The organism is Shewanella sp. FJAT-51649, from assembly GCF_019457435.1.
GTDB lineage: Bacteria > Pseudomonadota > Gammaproteobacteria > Enterobacterales > Shewanellaceae > Shewanella > Shewanella mangrovisoli.
Map to the genome: position 1 here is coordinate 3,063,021 of NZ_CP080411.1, position 17,374 is coordinate 3,080,394.

Sequence of the window (17,374 nt, forward strand, 5' to 3'; positions counted from 1 at the left end):
CCCTTATATTCTTTTTATCCCAGCCGTTGTGAGGAGTCAGAGTGTCAGAGCCGTATATTGTCCACACCCAAACATCCAGTAAAACCAAGGCGTTTTTCAAAGGCACACTCGCCATGTTGCCACTCACTATTGCCGTGGTGCCTTGGGGGATCCTCGCAGGCTCGTTCGCGATAGAAGTCGGACTGACACCAATAGAAAGTCAGGCCATGTCGGCGATTATTTTTGCGGGCGCTGCACAATTGGTCGCACTCGGCATGGTTAAGGCGGGGATTGGTCTGTGGAGCATTTTAATCACGACTTTGCTGATCACCTCGCGTCACTTGCTGTATGCCATGGCGATGCGCAGCCAAATCAGCCCCTTACCACTCAAATGGCGCCTCACTCTGGGCTTTTTATTGACCGATGAACTCTTTGCCATTGCCAACCAAGGCAAGCTGCACAAATTCGATCCTTGGTACGCGTTGGGCGGCGGCCTGAGTTTTTACCTCGGCTGGAACCTCGCCACCCTGCTCGGCATTATCGCCGGCAATGCTATCGATAACTTAGGCGAATTAGGACTCGACTTTGCCATTGCCGCGACCTTTATTGCGCTCGTAGTCCCCACAGTGAAAAAGCCGTCAATCCTAGTCTGTGTGCTGGTTTCGCTCACCTTAGCTGTGGTGTGCGCCGTGCTGGATATTCAGGCGGGACTGTTAATTGCCGCCCTATCGGGGATGAGCGCTGGCGTGCTCTATGCCAAAGTCACGGGCGAAGATAAACCAGCCCCAAAAACCGACACGACTGCCACCCAAGCTGAGGAAACCCTATGATCTGGTTAATGATTTTTTCAATGGCGGCGGTGGTGTTTATCAGTAGGCATTTACTGCTCGAACCAAAACTGCCGCTAAGGCTGAGTAAAAATACCCAGACCTTTTTGAGTTATTCGGCGCCCGCGGTACTCACGGCCATCTTTGCACCTATCGTATTTGTGCAGGAGGGAAAACTCGATTTAAGCTTAGATAACAGCTACTTGATATGCGCTGTGGTCGCAACGGTATTAGCATTTGTCACGCGCAATACCCTATTGACCACAGTGCTGAGCATGGGGCTTTTCTTTGCTATTCATTAACCATAGCGGTGCTTGAGGCCACTTTGGCCGTTAACTTATGGCCCCAAATGGCGTAGTAAAAAATTAAGCCGTAACAAGGTAACAGTAAGAAATACGCCATTTGGCTGTCACCTTGGCTATGGGCGATGTAGCCATAGAGCAATGGCAAAATAGCACCGCCCGCAATTCCCATGATCAGTAGCGCCGATGCGGTGGCCGTTAAACGCCCGAGTCCTTCAAGGGCTAATGGCCATACCGCAGGCCATACCAAGGCGTTTGCCAGCCCAAGCAGGGCTAAGTAAAGCACGGGATCGGGCACGGGTAAGACGCCTAACCAACCGAGTAACAGCTCAGACAAAGCTAGACTTTGACTGTCGCTGAGCAAGACCCCGAGGGTAAATAACAAGCCCGCGATAGCCGAGCCCACTAATGCCGTTTGCTGGCTGATCCATCTTGGGATCAACAGGATTCCGAGCACATAGCCCAGTACCATAAATCCCATGGTGTAGGAGGTCATCATGCCAAAGTGCGCGACACCCAGTCCCTGACTGAATAGACCAATACTATCGCCAGCAATCACTTCGGCGCCCACATAACAGAAGAGTGTTAACGCCCCTAAGATCACCTGCGGATACTGCAGAATTGCCTTCCAATCGGCTTGAGTTCGCTCGACTCGCTCTCCTAATTCGGGCTCTGGCAACGGCGAAAACCACACAAAGGCCATCAACCCCAAAAGTACAAACATCATCATTAAATAGGGTTGCACTAAACGATTGGCTAATTCCGTTAACGCCAATTGGCGCTGCGCCTCGGACAGGCTGGCCAATGCCGTTTCACTGTAAGGTTCCATACCCGTTAAAATCCAGGCCGTGAAGATTATTGGCACAATAAAGCCCGCGCCCTTATTCACTATCCCCATTAAACTTATCCGCATTGCCGCACTTTCCCGTGGGCCAATACAGACAATGTAAGGATTGGCCGCCGTTTGCAGCAAGGTTAAGCCTGTACCCAACACAAATAACGCCAAGAGGAAGGTCGCAAAATGGCCTACCAAAGCCGCCACAATAAACAAGCCCGCTCCTGCCGCCATAATCCCTAAACCTAAGGTCATGCCCATCTTATAGCCAAGACGCGTGAGGATGGATGAGGTCGGCAGCGCCATCACAAAATAAGCAATGTAAAACACAAAGGTGACTAAATAGGCTTCAAACTCATTCAACTGACAGGCGATTTTTAAAAATGGGATCAAGGCACCATTGAGCCAAGTCACAAAGCCAAAGACAAAAAATAAAATCCCTATCAATAACATAGGAATAAAACTGCCCTGCGGCGAGGCCGTAGGCTGGGTACTGTCGGACGTGAATTTCATCGTTTCACCTTTTGTTATTGGTTTATTGTTATTTTGCTTGTTGAATGGGCCATGGGTTGAGTACTTAGCTCACCCAAATGAATGCCGCTTTAATTATTGGTTTAATTGATATATCCATAACTTACGCAAACCGAGCCTGCTCGGCTTGATACTGTAACTCCCCAGCAATCCAGACAGCTAAGACTCTCTGGTCATCATCCAGCCAGACCCAATCTGCCTGTTTACCTTCGGCAATGTCCCCCAATTGCGGCCGCTGAATAAACTCGGCTGGCGTGCGTGTCGCCATCTGTACTGCGTTGCTAAGGCCAAGATTGAGTTCGGTAGCGGCATAACGCACCGCGCTTGCCATATCCAGCACAGAGCCCGCTAAGGAGCCATGTTGATCCCTCAGCGTCATTCCTTCACGAACCACTTTGCCATCGAAGAACTGAAACTCCGTTTGCTCACTCCCTAAGGGCGACATGGCATCGGTGACTAACATCAGGTGCTCAGTACCCTTTGCTCGCCACGCTGCCAGTGCCGAGATGGGATGCACATGTTGACCATCGAGAATAATCCCGCAGTAGGTGTTTTCACTGGCCAATGCCGCACCCACCATGCCCGGCTCACGGGACGTCAGTGCCGACATGCCGTTGTAGAGGTGGGTAAAACCCGATGCGCCGGCCTCAATGGCCTTAAGGACTGTCTCACCATCGGCATTCGAATGCCCAAGGCTGACAATGGCGCCGGAGGCCACTAGGCGTTTGATTTGTTCTGGAGTGACAGATTCTGGCGCTAGGGTGATGAGCCTAACACCGAGATCTTGCCTTAAGTACAACTGCCACTCGCGCTCAGTGATGTCGCGTAAATGTGCGGGAGGGTGACAACCGCGTTTTGCGACTGACAAATGTGGGCCTTCAAAATGGATACCGATAATCCCTGGAACTTGGCAATCTATCGCCTCGGCCACCGCATCGGCCGCCGCCTGCATCACCTCAATATCGTCGGTGATCACCGTCGGTAGCATGGCCGTGGTGCCAAACTGGCGATGGGCCTGCATCATCAGCCTTAAGGTTTCCAGCGTTGGTGCATGATTAAACATCACGCCCCCACCACCATTGACTTGCGTATCGATAAATCCCGCCACCAGCGTGCCAGAGGTCAATCGGTAGAGTGCTTTATCCGCTGCACACTCTGCCGATATTGAGGATTTAAGGCCGCAAATAATGCCATCCGACACTTCAATCGCGCACTGCTCAGCAAGTTTGCCTTGAGTTAGCACCTTAGCGCCGTCGGCTATCAGCATAAAATCCGTATTAGGCTTCATAGCTTATCCCCGCATCGAGCCCGTGACCGAGCAAGGCCGCGCCGCGCACGCCACTGGCCGAACCAAAGTCAGCCAATTTAAATTGCGGCAACGTCACGCCATCAAAAAGATGGGCCTTGGTCGCTTGGGGTAAGGCGGCGAGAATTTCCTCCACCTCGGATAATCCGCCGCCCAACACGATAATATCCGGGTCCATCGCCAGCACTAACGAAGCCATTAAGCTGCCGAGAATATCCATATAAGTTTCAAAGGTTTTGATGGCGAGCGGGTCGTTGCGGCGCAATGCACTCAGCCATGCAAAGGTATCGGCCGTTTGCCCCGCGATATCTTGGTAGAGTCTGCCAAGTCCAGTGCCTGACACATAGGTTTCGGCGCAGCCCTCAAGCCCGCAGCCACAGGCATAGAGCGGCAGTTGATGTCGATGGGCAACATTGGCGCTCACGCCTTGATGACCAAATTCTCCAGCGAGTCGGTTTGCGCCGAGATACAACTTGCCATCGATACATAACCCCCCGCCAGTGCCCGTGCCGAGAATCATCCCCAGTACGCGGGAGTAGCCCCTGCCTACTCCGAGTACCGCTTCGGAGAGGGCAAAACAGCGGCAATCATTACCGATTGCCACGGTCCGATTGAGCAACTGAGCAAGATCATGGGCAACACGGCGTTGATTAAGGCAAGGCACATTACTCGAAATCACAGTCCCGTCGGCTTTCACCACTCCGGGGAGCGCAATCCCAACGGTACCGCGCTCACCACATTGCTGATCCGCCTTTTCGATTTGCTCGGCCAGCGTTGCCATAAAGGCACTGTAGTCCTGCCTAGGAGTACTTAAACGCCACTTGTCCTGTAGCACTAATTGAGTATCAAAAATCGCTAACTCAATCTTTGTTCCACCTATATCTAAACCGTAATACATGCCCTTGCCCTTATTTATATTTATTTTACAAAGGGATATACATTGACACCCTGCACAACTCGATTAACTTGCCCCGTAGGACAAGGATTATCTGGCGATACTTTAAGTTGAATCGCTTTATAGATGGCTAGGATTTGACACCACAAAATAAAGGGTAATCCCAACCAGACTTCGTTAAGGCCACTGCTGCCAGTTAACAGTTCTTCGGAGAGCGTCAATACAGATAATGCTTGATTATCTCGCTTAAGCTCTTGAATTAAATCGTTATCATATTGACGAGCATAGGGATCCGACGACACCATCACTAGCACTTGCGTATGACTATCGACTAAAGATTTTGGCCCATGGCGAAACCCGAGCGGGCTCTCAAAGGCACTCACCACTTGCCCAGCAGTGAGTTCAAGGTACTTAAGCGCCGCCTCTTGGGCGATGGCCTTAAGTGGCCCGCCCCCGAGGAACACCACCCGCTTGCTGGGCTGCTCGGATTGCAGACGGATGTCAGCTAACCGCTCAGTTAAGATGTGCTCGGCCATCTCGATGCATTGCATCAATGCCTGAGAATTTGGCGCAAAAATCAGTAATGTCGCCAAGTACATACAGGTAAAGCTGCTGGTCATGGCAAAACTCACGTCGTGGGTTTCATCGGGCAACTTATACAAGTAGCAGTGGGATTTGTCGGCGCAATAGTTGGCGAGCTTTCCCTGACCATTACAGGTGATCGCCAGATGGTAACAATCATCGACCAATTGCTCCGCCAGTTCGACCGCAGCCATACTCTCGGGGCTGTTTCCCGAGCGGCCGTAGGAAATCAGCAGTGTGGGAATATTGCCCCGCAGATACAGCTCTGGATGACTCACAATATCCGTGGTGCTGATGGCTTCAACTTGTTGGGTTGCCAAAGGTAAATGCTGCTGAATATGGGCCGCGAGCACATCTCCTATATAGGCCGACGTCCCTGCCCCAGTGAGGATAATCCTTAACTGCGGCTTTGCCAGAATCGGCGTCAACCAAGCAGCAATAGTGCGATTATCACTGTGCTGCTCGCTCACTTTGCGCCACATTTTCGGCTGCTGGCTGATTTCCTTCGCCGTCCAAAAGGCGCCATATTGGGTTAATTGCTCTGCACTCAATAACAGGTTGCTATCTTCATGTTCGAATGGAGAAAGAGGACTGGTTAACATCAAAATATCATCCCTTTAAAGGTGATTGCATCACAGGAAGCTGGCAGGCATTGGCGTAATCGGCCAATACTTCGGTAATTTTATGCAGTACGAGTTCACGGGCCGTGGGCTTAAGTTCCCCCGCCAACACCGCCGTATATTGGTTCGGTAAATACTGGCTGATCAGCGGCAGAGGAATGCTCTGAGCTAAGTTGCTCAGTAGCTGCTCGACCTTACTCTGCAGACTCGGCCAGTAGTAACGCACTCGGTCACTAAAGCTAAAGCCAAGTTGCCACTTTAATGCCTCGTTGTCGGCATAAAACCCTTGCCAATACTTAGGGTTATCTCGCATCAATTCAAAACAGCTTTGGCGTAAATCCGAGCATTGTTCAGGCTGGCACAGCACATTTTCGATATGGGACAGGGCAAACAAGGCTTCCCGCAGTGCGAAGGTAAGCTGTGGGCCCACTTTTAAAATCGCGAAATGCTGCTGCACTAAGGCTTGATACCCCATGCTGAGCTGATAATCGGTCGAATGCGCCTCAAACACTAATCTGGGATAACCGCGAATAAACTCGCTTTGGGCATGGGTTGCCTCGGGTTCAAACAAATGCACTTGGCTGTTATCAAACTCCACCCCAGGCTGAACGACGACCGCAATCACCTTTTGCCAAACCTCCTCACCCAGCCCTGCCGCAGCAAAGGCATCGCGATGACAATTTAAGGTATGTTCAATGGCGCTGACGGGCGTGACCGCAAGTTCGGCCTCCATTTCACTCACGCCGCCGGGCGCCGGCACTTCAGTGCCTATCACATAACAGAGTGCTTGCTCTGGTGCACGGTGGGCTTCGGCCACAGCACAGAGCCGCGCCGCACGTGCAGCTATGAGTTCATCCGCTAAGGGAAGCACATCACCGCCGCAGGCCATACTGGTGTCGAGGTGGATTTTGGTAAATCCCGCCTTAACATATTCGGCGATAAGGTCTTCGGCTAATTGCATCGCCTCTTCGGCGGCTTGCTGGCACCAAACGACGGGGCCCAAGTGATCGCCACCAAAGAGTAACTGCGACGGATTAAGGCCAAGTTCAACGGCCATTTGAGTGACGAAGTCGATGAAATCCTGTGGTTTCATCCCGGTATAACCGCCAAACTGATTCACTTGGTTGGCGGTCGCCTCGATAAGTAGGGGCGTGCCATTCGCCTTTGCCTGCAAGAGCGCCGCCTGTAACACCAAGGGCTGGGCCGAGCAGACGGCAAAAATGCCCGCCTGCTGACCTGCTTTATTGGCGTCAATGATAGTTTGAATCACTGACATAGCGCTTACCCCACAATGCCGAGGGGTTTCGCGGTTTGCCAGACACCACGGGTAAAGTCTGGGAAGTCCTTGGAGTTACCACGGTCACCGACTGAGGCCACCGACAAGGGGAATACCGCCGACCATGCCGCGCCGTCGTACACATCCTGATCCAGTGCCTCGCCATTACGCAGGCAGTAAATCATCCGCCAGCACATCAAGAAGTCCATGCCACCGTGCCCGCCATTTTCCTCCGCCTCTTTGCCCATTCGGGTCCACAGAGGGTGGTCATATTTGGCGTACCATGAGTCCATGTTTTCATCCCACTCGTGATAACTACCAGAGCCACCGTTTTCCAGTGCGATACGATTAGGGAAACCTGCAAACACGCCGTTTGTCCCTTGGATCAAGTTATGGCGGCTGTAAGGACGAGGCGTGGTCGTATCATGCTGCACCATGATACTGCGACCTTTTACCGTCTTAATCAGACTGGTGTTCATGTCGCCACCAATGTACTTGAGTTGGTTACGCTGATGATCCGCAGGGAACTCACGTTTGGCGTAGGCAGCGCGACCTAATGAAGGAGAGCTCACAGAGGTTAAATAGTCTAAACGGTCGCCGCGGTTGATATTCATATACTGGGCGACGGGGCCTAATCCATGGGTGGGATAGAGGTTACCATTGTATTTTGCATGGTAAGCCGTACGCCAAGAGCCTGTTTTACGGTCGATTTCCTTCATTTGCCAGCGCAGTTCGTGAATATAGGCCGCCTCACCGTGGAGCAGTTCGCCAAACAACCCTTGGCGCACCATGTTAAGCACCATCAGCTCATCTCGGCCGTAACAGACGTTTTCCATCATCATGCAGTTGCGTTGGGTCAGCTCGGCGGTATCCACCAGATCCCATAGCTCTTCAATCGTGCCCGCCATCGGGACTTCGACGAAGGCATGCTTGCCCGCTAACATGGCTTCTTTCGCCATGGGGTGATGCCAGGCCCATGGTGTGGCAATCACGACGATATCCACATCATCACGGTTTAACAGATCGCGGTACGCATGGTCGCCCTTACTAAAATAGGCAGGTTTGTCACGTCCATATTCGTTAATAGCTTTTTCAGCGCGGGCCAGCACTAAGGTATCGGTATCACAGATGGCGGTAATGCGGGCGCCTTCGATACGGCTGAAATGATGCACAAACCCAATGCCGCGCTCACCCACCCCGATTAACCCTACTCGAACCTCATCCATTTTGGGCACGACCAACCCCATCACAGATTTACCCGCAGCCTTAGGTGTTGTGCCTGTAGCACGTTCACTGCTGGCACAGGCCGCCAGGGCCGTTGCCGCAGCGGTTACCATAGAAGCCTTTAAAAACGAACGACGATCAAAACCCGACATAGTAATTCCCCGTTATAAATTAGCTTTCTCAATGAGGTGTAGTTGCACACCTTGTTTAGTTAATTCATCAACATAGCGCTCTGGGATCCCGGTATCTGTCACTAGGCGCGTAATACGGCGACTGCTGCAAATAACGTGGAATGCTTGTTGATCAAACTTTGATGAGTCAGTCACAACGATAATTTCACTCGCTATCTCACACATCATTCGGTTGAGGCTGGCCTCTTTTTCAAAGTGAGTGGTTAATCCCACCCGCAAATCGAAACCATCTACCCCTAAAATCAACTTGTTAAAGTTGTAATCCCGCAGGCTGTTCTCGGCGATATTGCCGTAGAACGACAACGATTTTTTACGTAACAGGCCGCCGGTTAACATCACCTCCACTTCGTCGGCCTTAGCCAATTCGGTGGCGATATTCAGGCCATTGGTCATCACGATCAGATCCTTATGCTCCATCAGGTTTGCCGCCACCTGTTGGGTGGTCGTCCCAGAGTCGAGCAATAAGCGATCGCCGTTTTGAACCAAGGCCGCCGCAGCCTTACCTAACTCTTGCTTTAAGGCCGAATGGCAACTGCCCTTCTCCTTGAGTGATAACTCCCGGATCAACTCACTGTTGACCATAGCGCCGCCGCGGGAGCGCACCAGTAACTGCTTCTGATCCAACATGGCTAAATCGCTGCGGATCGTGACTTCAGATACCCCAAAGTGTTCTGCGAGTTCGGCAACAGAGACCTTTCCCTGTAACTGTGTCATTCGCACAATTTCCTGCTGCCTTTCTATCGTGTTCAAAGTACTCACAAGCTTCTCCATTCTTTCGATTAACTATCGATTGAAAGGTAACACGCCAGGAACAACTTTCAAACACTTTCGAAATCACTTTTCACCACCGCAAAAACAAACAACCAAATTAACAATAACTTACGCATTTTTAGCTCAAGTTTTTGCCATAAGTTGATTTTCATCATGCATGAATGTGAAACTTTTTGAAAGTATTTTTACATTTTTTTATTGATCGATTACAGAATTTAACGCTATAAATAAGACTTCGAAAGGTTTGCGCAGTTTCTTTCGCTTTCGAAATTGTATTAAAAGACACGGCAACGACCGTGCATCACTCTCATGCGGGGATACTATGAAACTCTTAACCACCAAGCCTGCCGCGATTGCCCTAGCTATCGCAGCGGCTCTGACAGCAACTCACAGCGCTGCCAATGAAATACCAGCAGAGCAACAAACCGAAACGAAAGAGCAAGTTCAAGCGAAGGATACTGCGCAAGCCCAGGATGCCGAGGTCGAACGCATTCAGGTAACAGGGATCAGAAACAGTATTAAGGAAGGGATGTTCCTAAAGCAGAATGCCGTGAGCGTGGTCGACCTTGTGGTCGCCGATGACATTGGCAAATTTCCAGATGAAAACTTAGCCGAGGCGCTACAGCGTATTCCAGGGGTGACCATTACCCGTAACGGCGGTGAAGGACAAAATATTCTGGTTCGCGGCCTTGGCGATGGTTATAACGTCACCACTCTTAATGGCCGTAAGCTGGCTTCAGAAAATGCAGGCCGAGACTTTAACTTCGACACCATCGCCTCTGAGCTGGTGAATGTGCTGGCGGTGTATAAGTCACCCGAAGCCAGACTGACCGAAGGTGGCATTGGCGCTATCGTCGATATCCAAACCCGTAAACCGCTGGATTTAGAAGGCCGTACCATTCAAGCCTCTGCTAAGGGTATTTACGAATCCCGTACCGAGGATATTCATCCCCACGCCTCACTGATCATCGGTGATAAGACGGATGACGATAGTTTTGGCGCGCTGGTCTCGGCGGTATATTCCCGTAAAACCCTGCGGGCAGACACCTATTCGGCTGAGGGTTTCTTCGATGAAGATGAAGGCTGGGGTGTCGACAGTGCCGGGGTGCCAGTCGATACCAACAATAACGGCGTGATCGATCCAGGTGAGATTTATGCCTCTAAGATCCCCAGCTATATGTATTTTGCAAACGCCCAAGACGTGCGTGAACGCGTAGGCGGCACACTCGCCCTGCAATGGCGCCCACTGGATAATCTCGACATCAACTTCGACGGTCTCTATTCACGCTACAACACCGATGGCCATAAGTACCAAATCGGCTTCGTGAACTACGACGAAGAATGGACGCCGGGCACACCGCTATTTACCGACGCCATATTTGACGATCAGGGCCGTGTGGTGAGCATGAACCAAACGGGCGATAACACTATGGTTGAATTGCTCAACCTCAGTACCCCAAGAAAAACCGATACCTACCAAATGGGTCTTAAGGCCGACTGGTATGTCATGCCCAATTGGTCGATTACCGCCGATGTTGCCTACTCCGCCGCGCAAAATGCCAATAATGGCGATAACCGCTTCGTGGTTGCCCGTGGCTTTGTCGACGGCATCGACATCGATTACACGCGTGGCAATATGTTGCCCGATGTAGTGATAAGCCCAGGTCTGAGCGCCGATCAAAAATACGGTGCCCACTACAGCCGTAACAGTGGCGTCGATGTGGACGATAAAATTACTGACATCAAACTGATCAGCCAATACATCCCCGATGAAGGCATCATCAGCAAGGTCGATTTTGGCGTCAATTATGTCAAGCAAGTGAAGAAGCAGACCGAATTTGCTTCCGCCAACTCAAGTCAATTCAGCCGAGGTGGCTATTACCTGACCCGCGACGGTTATACCTTCGATAACAGCACTGTCTTTACCCAGGGCGAATTTGAACTGTTCCAAATTCCTTCGAGTGTATTTGTGCCCGCCAACTTCGATAACTTCCTCGATGGTGAAAACAGCATCTCCCCAGAGCCCTGGCCAAGCTTCGACTACGACAAACTGCTTGAGTACTACCGCAGCATTAACCAAGAAGCGGCGGATAAGAGCATTGTCGCTAGCCTCAATAAGGCGGGGAGCTATGAAGTCACAGAAGCAGTGACCTCCGCCTATGTGCAGGTGAATATCGAAGAGGAAATTTTCGATCTGCCTTATATGTTGAACTTAGGCCTCAGAGCCAGCCAGACTAAAGTCACCTCCGACGGTTATGCCTATGATTTAGCTAAGGTTGAGTTAGACAGTGCCGGCCAACCCACCAACAACGATTGGAAAAACGTCGTCCAAGCCAGTTACGACGATAGCTATACCAATGTGTTACCGAGCATGAACTTTAAGCTCAATCTGCAGGATGACTTGCTGCTACGTGTCTCCGCCGCCGAAGTGTTAAGCCGTCCATCACTGTATGCGCTGCGAGTCTGGGCTGCACCGAGTTTCACGACCCGTGAGAATGGCCTACCGACACTGACACGCGGTAACCCAAGTGTCGCCCCCGAAAAGGCGCGCCAAGGGGATATCTCCCTCGAATGGTATTTCCACGAGAGTAGCTCACTGAGTGGTGCCATCTTTATCAAAGACATTGAATCCTTTATCACCGACGAAAAAGGACCTCAAATGGTTGAAGGGACTGAATATTATGTCACTCAACCCGTATCGGGTAAGTACGGTGCCAAAGTGCAAGGGGTGGAAGCCGCATGGCAACAATCCCTCGACGAATACTTGCCAGAGCCCTTTAATGGTTTAGGTTTCCAGCTGAACTACACCTATGTGGACAGCAGCTACGATGATCCCGAAATCGATGCGAAAGGCTTACCCTTTAAGGGCATGTCGAAAAACTCTTACAACGCCGTCCTTTACTATGAGCAATATGGTCTGCAGGCTAGGGTTGCCTATAACTGGCGCAGTAAGTTTCTGGTCGATCCCGAAGCTTGGGGTGGTCCTGCTTGGATCCAAGACTACGGCCAGCTCGATGCTAGCGTGAGTTATGATATTTTCGAAAATGTGTCGATTTTCGCCGAGGCTTCTAACCTGACCAATAACCGCTATTCAGGTTATGTGAAGTATGAGGACCAAGTGAATTATCTTGAGCGTTTTGGCACCCAAATCGCCCTCGGGATCCGCGGCAGTTTCTAAGCAAAATTCGTAAATTTAACAACAATAAAGCCACTCATTGAGTGGCTTTATTTTTCGGCTTCACGCTCGCGCATTTGGGCGTCCATCAGGCAAATATAATCCTCTAATTCCTGCCCGGGCGTCGGGGCAAAATGGCGGTTAAGCCTTAATAACCCTGTGATACGATCAACCCGAAAGTTACGAAAATCCTGGCGTAATTCACACCAGGTCAGCAAGGTCCAAGTGCCACGCCAAAAATAGATGGCGAGCGGCCGCACTTCGCGCTCGGTCAGGGCTTTATTCACATCTTGATAGAAGAGTTTGACGTATTCACGGCGCTGTGCCGCATTACGCAGCGGATCGAGAAACTGAAACTCGTTGGAATCTAAATAAAAATCCGGCGAAAACATCAAGGATTGATAGGCTTGCAAACGCTTAGGTAGCACGGCCTCCACTTTTATCATCGCCTGACGCGCCGCACTGCCAAGCTCTTTGCCGCCCCATGTTTGCACCATACGCATGCCAACTTGTATCGCCTCTAATTCGGCCTCGTTAAACATCAGTGGCGGCACATTCACTTCGTGGCGCAATAGATAGCCCACGCCCGCCTCCCCTTCAATGGGAATGCCGCTCAAACACAAATCCTGCACATCGCGGTACACGGTGCGGGTCGAGACTTCTAAACGATCCGCCAGCACTTGGGCGGTCGTCAGTCGACGATGTTTAAGAATTTGCACTATTTGAAATAGGCGATCGGCACGGCGCATGGACAGTAATCACACCTCAAATTGGCTTGTTGTGAAAGTTAAGGGATCTTACCCGCTAAAGTGGGCTAACCCAAGCGATAGTGTATTGGCACAGTGTTATGGATTCGGCCTACACAATCCCGATATAAATCTCGACCTTATCGGCACTTCGATACACTTCAAAATCCGTTTGATAATCACGCTGGTGCGGGCAATCAGGCGTACTAAAGTAGCGCCAAATCTGTCCCCAAAGGTCAACCACACAGTGAGGCATTTCCCCTTGCGCACTGAACTTAAGGTAGTTTCCCTCACGCAACTGCAACGCCGTAAAAGGGCCGGTCTCGCTGACAGATTCAACACTTTTCCCCACTAAAACCGAATAGTCTCCCGTCATATCGGATTCATAGTCGTAGTAGACCCCATACATGGGAGAGTCGAGCATCGATGTGAGTTGTGATGATTCAAAGAATGTCTGCCACAGCGCTGCAATCTTGCCGCCCTCAGCCGCCATTTCGGCGCTATTATTGGTGCGCGTACTCAGCCCAAGCATAGGTTGAGCCGCCATAAAAACCTGTTCCATTATCCTTTCACCTTCATCACTGAAAATTGCTGTTGCTTGTTTTAGGTTCATCGCAAAACGTTATTGCTCGTCGCTATTATCCGCAGAACTGACTGTATCCACTTGAATTAAGGAACGACGTAAAAATCAGTACCAAGAGCCGTGCCAAGGCACGACTCTACTGAGTTTACATTAATGATTTTGCGACCAGAGACCGACCTTATTGCCTTCGCTATCCACAAACAGGGCGATATAGCCACAACCGCCGTCCTTGATAGGCGTCACAGGCAATAGCATAGTCACATTGGCGGCCACGAGTTTATCCACTAAAGGTTGCAATTGCGCGCTGAAATGCAGGTATACAGTGCTACCGTCCATCGACGGTTTGCTCATGCTGCATTTAACCAAACCAATGCTGGCGGCGCCTTCTTCCTCTGTTACGAGCGTCGCGTATTGCATGTCTTCCATATCGTCACGCTTAAATTCAACCCCGAAATGTTGTTGATAAAAAGCGATGGCACGATCCATATCACTGACAGGAATTTCACCCCAGACTAACGGTGCAATTGATAACATTTTCACTTTCTCCTTGTTGAAAAATGCCGATGATTCATCATGTTATAAATGTGGTTCACCAGCGGACGACAACAAGAATAAAACAAGGCTACTGACAACATCATGTCAGTAGCCTTTGAGTGAAGCTGATTTTATTGAGTGCGCTCAAGGCACTTATTTAGGCAAGCTCGCCTGATGGGCTGAAATAAACGCCTCCATCGCCAGAGTTGCCCGTGCTTGGGCGCTGGCTAAGGTGTCTTGCGCCGTCATAGGTTCGACCACCTCGTAGTAACACTTGATTTTAGGCTCAGTGCCTGACGGCCTGACTATCACCCGCGCGCCATTGGCTAAGCGATAGGTTAATACATCACTGGCGGGCAGATTGATTTTCTCAACCTTACCATCGGCAAAACGGCGCTCTAATGCCTTGAGATCATCGGTCGACACTACGGCATGTTCACCAATTGCCAGCGGTGGATGTTCACGCAGATACGCGCCGATCTTGGGCGTGTCGGGTTTTAAGGCAATGCTAACTTGAGCATTGAGATGGAAACCCTGCTCGCGGTAAATCTGCTCGAGTCTATCCCAAATGGTTTGCCCTTTAGCGGCAAGCTCGGCGGTTAATTGGGCAAAGGCGACTAAGGCCGATAGACCGTCCTTATCCCACACCATGTTACCGACGGTGTAACCCAGTGCCTCTTCGTAGGCAAACAGGAATTGATTGTCAGGCTGACTCTGCGCAATTCCCACATTCATCAGCCACTTAAAACCGGTGAGCGTGGTATAGCTTTCAACGCCAAAGCCTTTGGCGATTTTAGATAATAGACTGGAGGACACAATAGTCGTGCCCACCAAACGTTGCTCCTTGCTCGCATGGCTTAACAGATAATGGCCAAATAGCACTCCCACTTGGTCACCCGTTAGCATTTGATACTCGCCATCATCCTTACGTACTGCAACCGCAAATCTGTCGGCATCGGGGTCATTGGCACAGGCGAGCATGGCGCCATGCTTTTTCGCTTCGGCAATGACTAAGTCCATCGCCCCCTTTTCTTCCGGATTCGGGAAGTTAACCGTTGGGAAATCCCCATCGGGCTCGCGCTGCGCCGCCACCGAGTAGACTTGGGCAAAACCCGCATCCTTGAGCACGGTTTCCGCCATTTCAGCGCCCACACCGTGCATGGCAGTATAGGCAAGGCTGACTTTTTCGTGCGCGGTGTTATTTTGCAGCACATTGGCGTGCATCACGCCGCGGCGATAGGTTTCGTAATAATCGTCCTGCAACCAGATAAGCTTGCCCTGTTTGGTCGCCTCCACCTGATCCATAAACGGAATCGCTTGAGTTGCCGCCAGCTCAATTTGAGCGGCAATGCCTGAGTCATGGGGCGGGATAATCTGCGCGCCGTTTTCCCAATACACTTTGTAGCCATTGTATTGTGGCGGGTTATGGCTGGCGGTCACCACAATACCCGCAGCAGCATTAAAATGCTTAACCCCAAAGGCCACCAGCGGCGTTGGTGCCACTTTGGCGGTGAGGCGCACCTTAATGCCCATCGCGGTGAGCACACTGGCGGTATCATGGGCGAAAGTGCGTGAATCGTGGCGGCCATCGTAACCAATCACGACTCCGCGCTCGGCAGCATCTTTAATTTGTTCGAGTAAATAGGCACCAAGTCCTGCTGACGTTTGGCGGATAACCAAGCGATTCATGCCCATAGGACCTGCGCCCACCACACCGCGTAACCCGGCGGTTCCAAATTCTAAACGTCCCGCAAAACGAGCCTCGAGTTCGGCGTCATTTCCGGCGTCGATTAAAGCTTGCAGTTGTGCCTGAGTGCGGGGATCAGGGTCATTTTCGAGCCAATGCTTAACCTGTAATTGCAAATGGGTATTCATAGGGGGCCTCAGTGAAAATCATTTTCAATCACCTTAGGAAAATCCATGCCGAAGAACAAGCGAATTTGCACTTTTCGCGGCGGATTTAAGTGTAAAGAGGGAGAGTGTAACGAACTTAGGAGAAGTGAAGTCACGCAAAAATGCGATTTATTAACCCTGTTAATCCTTATGCAACAGAGGCTGTCTAACTTGCGCAGCCGCGCGCTGTGGTGCTGCGAAAGCACTCACCACCTCAAGCAAAATTGCACAGATAAATGCCACGAATTGCCGTCTTAACGCAGTAAATTAATCGACACTACGTTAGAAAACAGCTCCTTTTCAGAGTCCTGCTCCAATTGATTGCGCCAAGGTTTATCGAAAACCCGCACAAGATAGTAAGTATCACGCCCAGTGTCTGTCACAAAGGCGATGCCGAAACGCATCAACTCGTAGTGAATATCATGGACAAACACCAATGAAAAATTTTGGCGTCCGGTCAGCTGATTGATATCTTCTCGAGTTAAACTCACGCCCTTTTCAACACCCTCGAAGCGTTTCTTTAGCCAATGAGCAAATTCCTTCGCACTCACCATAGACATGATCTTTCTCCTCGTACGACCCTAGGCAATAACGGCCTGGCTCGCTGTCATTTGTTCGATTATTTGTAATGATGGCGTGGCGTAATGCTCAACATCTTAGAATGAGTCAAACTGTCGCCCCATTCCAGCAGATAATGAGCTAAGCCACAAATTTGATGGTGCTAATAATTTATTGTTATTAGTACAAAATTGATGAAAACAGACTCTTTATATTTGGCTCAGTGCGCTGTTATGCGAACGACTACTCAGGTAGAAAGGAAGCCCGAACCAAACGTCTGTCTATACGAAAAATAGAACAGTTTGCGCACTTTTACCAAACCGAAAACCGCAAATAGAAATTATTTCATCGGCCGATAACTAGGGCAATTCACAACCCATCTTTGGGATAACCGAATAAAAACTGGCGCACTATGGCGCCAGTTTTTGCTTGTATTGATTGGGGCTAGTTCCTACAGCAATCTTTAAATACAACACCTTATAGATATCCCTTAACGGGAAGGCAGCGTGCCATCAAACACTCGCACTTTAATGTTCTTCTTCAGAT

Annotated in this window: 15 protein-coding genes; 3 read left to right on the top strand and 12 right to left on the bottom strand. The window is 50.5% G+C overall.

Annotated elements, in window-relative coordinates; all coding sequences use genetic code 11:
- Positions 1–113: 113 nt before the first annotated feature.
- Positions 114–809, top strand: coding sequence for an AzlC family ABC transporter permease (locus tag K0H59_RS13635; RefSeq protein ID WP_244096623.1), 696 nt, complete (start codon positions 114–116; stop codon positions 807–809).
- Positions 806–1,108: an AzlD domain-containing protein gene (locus K0H59_RS13640; RefSeq protein WP_011623281.1), complete on the top strand. Its 303-nt coding sequence runs from the start codon at positions 806–808 to the stop codon at positions 1,106–1,108. Before K0H59_RS13635 ends, K0H59_RS13640 begins: the two co-directional genes overlap by 4 nt.
- Here the strand turns inward: K0H59_RS13640 and K0H59_RS13645 are convergent.
- The 7 genes from K0H59_RS13645 to agaR form a co-directional block, all read right to left on the bottom strand.
- Positions 1,098–2,456, bottom strand: a complete 1,359-nt coding sequence (locus K0H59_RS13645; RefSeq protein ID WP_220053418.1) for a sugar MFS transporter — start codon at positions 2,454–2,456, stop codon at positions 1,098–1,100. The genes K0H59_RS13640 and K0H59_RS13645 overlap by 11 nt on opposite strands.
- A gap of 121 nt (positions 2,457–2,577) precedes the next feature.
- Positions 2,578–3,762 (bottom strand): N-acetylgalactosamine-6-phosphate deacetylase AgaAII, encoded by a 1,185-nt coding sequence (gene agaAII / locus K0H59_RS13650; protein ID WP_220053419.1) that lies wholly within the window; start codon positions 3,760–3,762, stop codon positions 2,578–2,580.
- The gene (gene agaK, locus K0H59_RS13655) at positions 3,752–4,678 is read right to left on the bottom strand and encodes an N-acetylgalactosamine kinase AgaK (protein ID WP_220053420.1); all 927 of its coding nucleotides are present in this window, start codon (positions 4,676–4,678) and stop codon (positions 3,752–3,754) included. The genes agaAII and agaK overlap by 11 nt, the downstream gene beginning before the upstream one ends.
- Before the next feature lie 20 nt (positions 4,679–4,698).
- Entirely contained in the window at positions 4,699–5,859 is a 1,161-nt protein-coding gene (agaS, locus tag K0H59_RS13660; protein ID WP_220053421.1) for a D-galactosamine-6-phosphate deaminase AgaS, read from the bottom strand.
- Positions 5,860–5,866: 7 nt separating this feature from the next.
- A complete protein-coding gene (locus K0H59_RS13665; RefSeq protein WP_220053422.1) occupies positions 5,867–7,153 on the bottom strand; it encodes a class II D-tagatose-bisphosphate aldolase, non-catalytic subunit in 1,287 nt (428 codons plus the stop codon).
- 5 nt (positions 7,154–7,158) lie between these two features.
- Positions 7,159–8,529: a Gfo/Idh/MocA family protein gene (locus tag K0H59_RS13670; RefSeq protein WP_011717585.1), complete on the bottom strand. Its 1,371-nt coding sequence runs from the start codon at positions 8,527–8,529 to the stop codon at positions 7,159–7,161.
- A gap of 12 nt (positions 8,530–8,541) precedes the next feature.
- Positions 8,542–9,327, bottom strand: coding sequence for a transcriptional repressor AgaR (gene agaR, locus K0H59_RS13675; RefSeq protein ID WP_011623288.1), 786 nt, complete (start codon positions 9,325–9,327; stop codon positions 8,542–8,544).
- Positions 9,328–9,661: 334 nt separating this feature from the next.
- Here agaR and K0H59_RS13680 point away from each other — a divergent pair, with 334 nt between their 5' ends.
- Positions 9,662–12,517 (top strand): TonB-dependent receptor, encoded by a 2,856-nt coding sequence (locus K0H59_RS13680; protein WP_220053423.1) that lies wholly within the window; start codon positions 9,662–9,664, stop codon positions 12,515–12,517.
- A gap of 47 nt (positions 12,518–12,564) precedes the next feature.
- Here K0H59_RS13680 and K0H59_RS13685 read toward each other — a convergent pair whose 3' ends face one another.
- From K0H59_RS13685 to K0H59_RS13705, 5 genes are all read right to left on the bottom strand, one after another.
- Positions 12,565–13,263: a YafY family protein gene (locus K0H59_RS13685; RefSeq protein WP_220053424.1), complete on the bottom strand. Its 699-nt coding sequence runs from the start codon at positions 13,261–13,263 to the stop codon at positions 12,565–12,567.
- A gap of 109 nt (positions 13,264–13,372) precedes the next feature.
- A complete protein-coding gene (locus K0H59_RS13690; RefSeq protein WP_220053425.1) occupies positions 13,373–13,822 on the bottom strand; it encodes a GyrI-like domain-containing protein in 450 nt (149 codons plus the stop codon).
- A gap of 171 nt (positions 13,823–13,993) precedes the next feature.
- Positions 13,994–14,377, bottom strand: coding sequence for a VOC family protein (locus K0H59_RS13695; protein ID WP_220053426.1), 384 nt, complete (start codon positions 14,375–14,377; stop codon positions 13,994–13,996).
- Between the two features lie 153 nt (positions 14,378–14,530).
- Entirely contained in the window at positions 14,531–16,252 is a 1,722-nt protein-coding gene (locus K0H59_RS13700; RefSeq protein ID WP_220053427.1) for a phospho-sugar mutase, read from the bottom strand.
- Between the two features lie 272 nt (positions 16,253–16,524).
- Positions 16,525–16,830 (bottom strand): hypothetical protein, encoded by a 306-nt coding sequence (locus tag K0H59_RS13705; RefSeq protein ID WP_055646780.1) that lies wholly within the window; start codon positions 16,828–16,830, stop codon positions 16,525–16,527.
- Positions 16,831–17,374 lie beyond the last annotated feature (544 nt).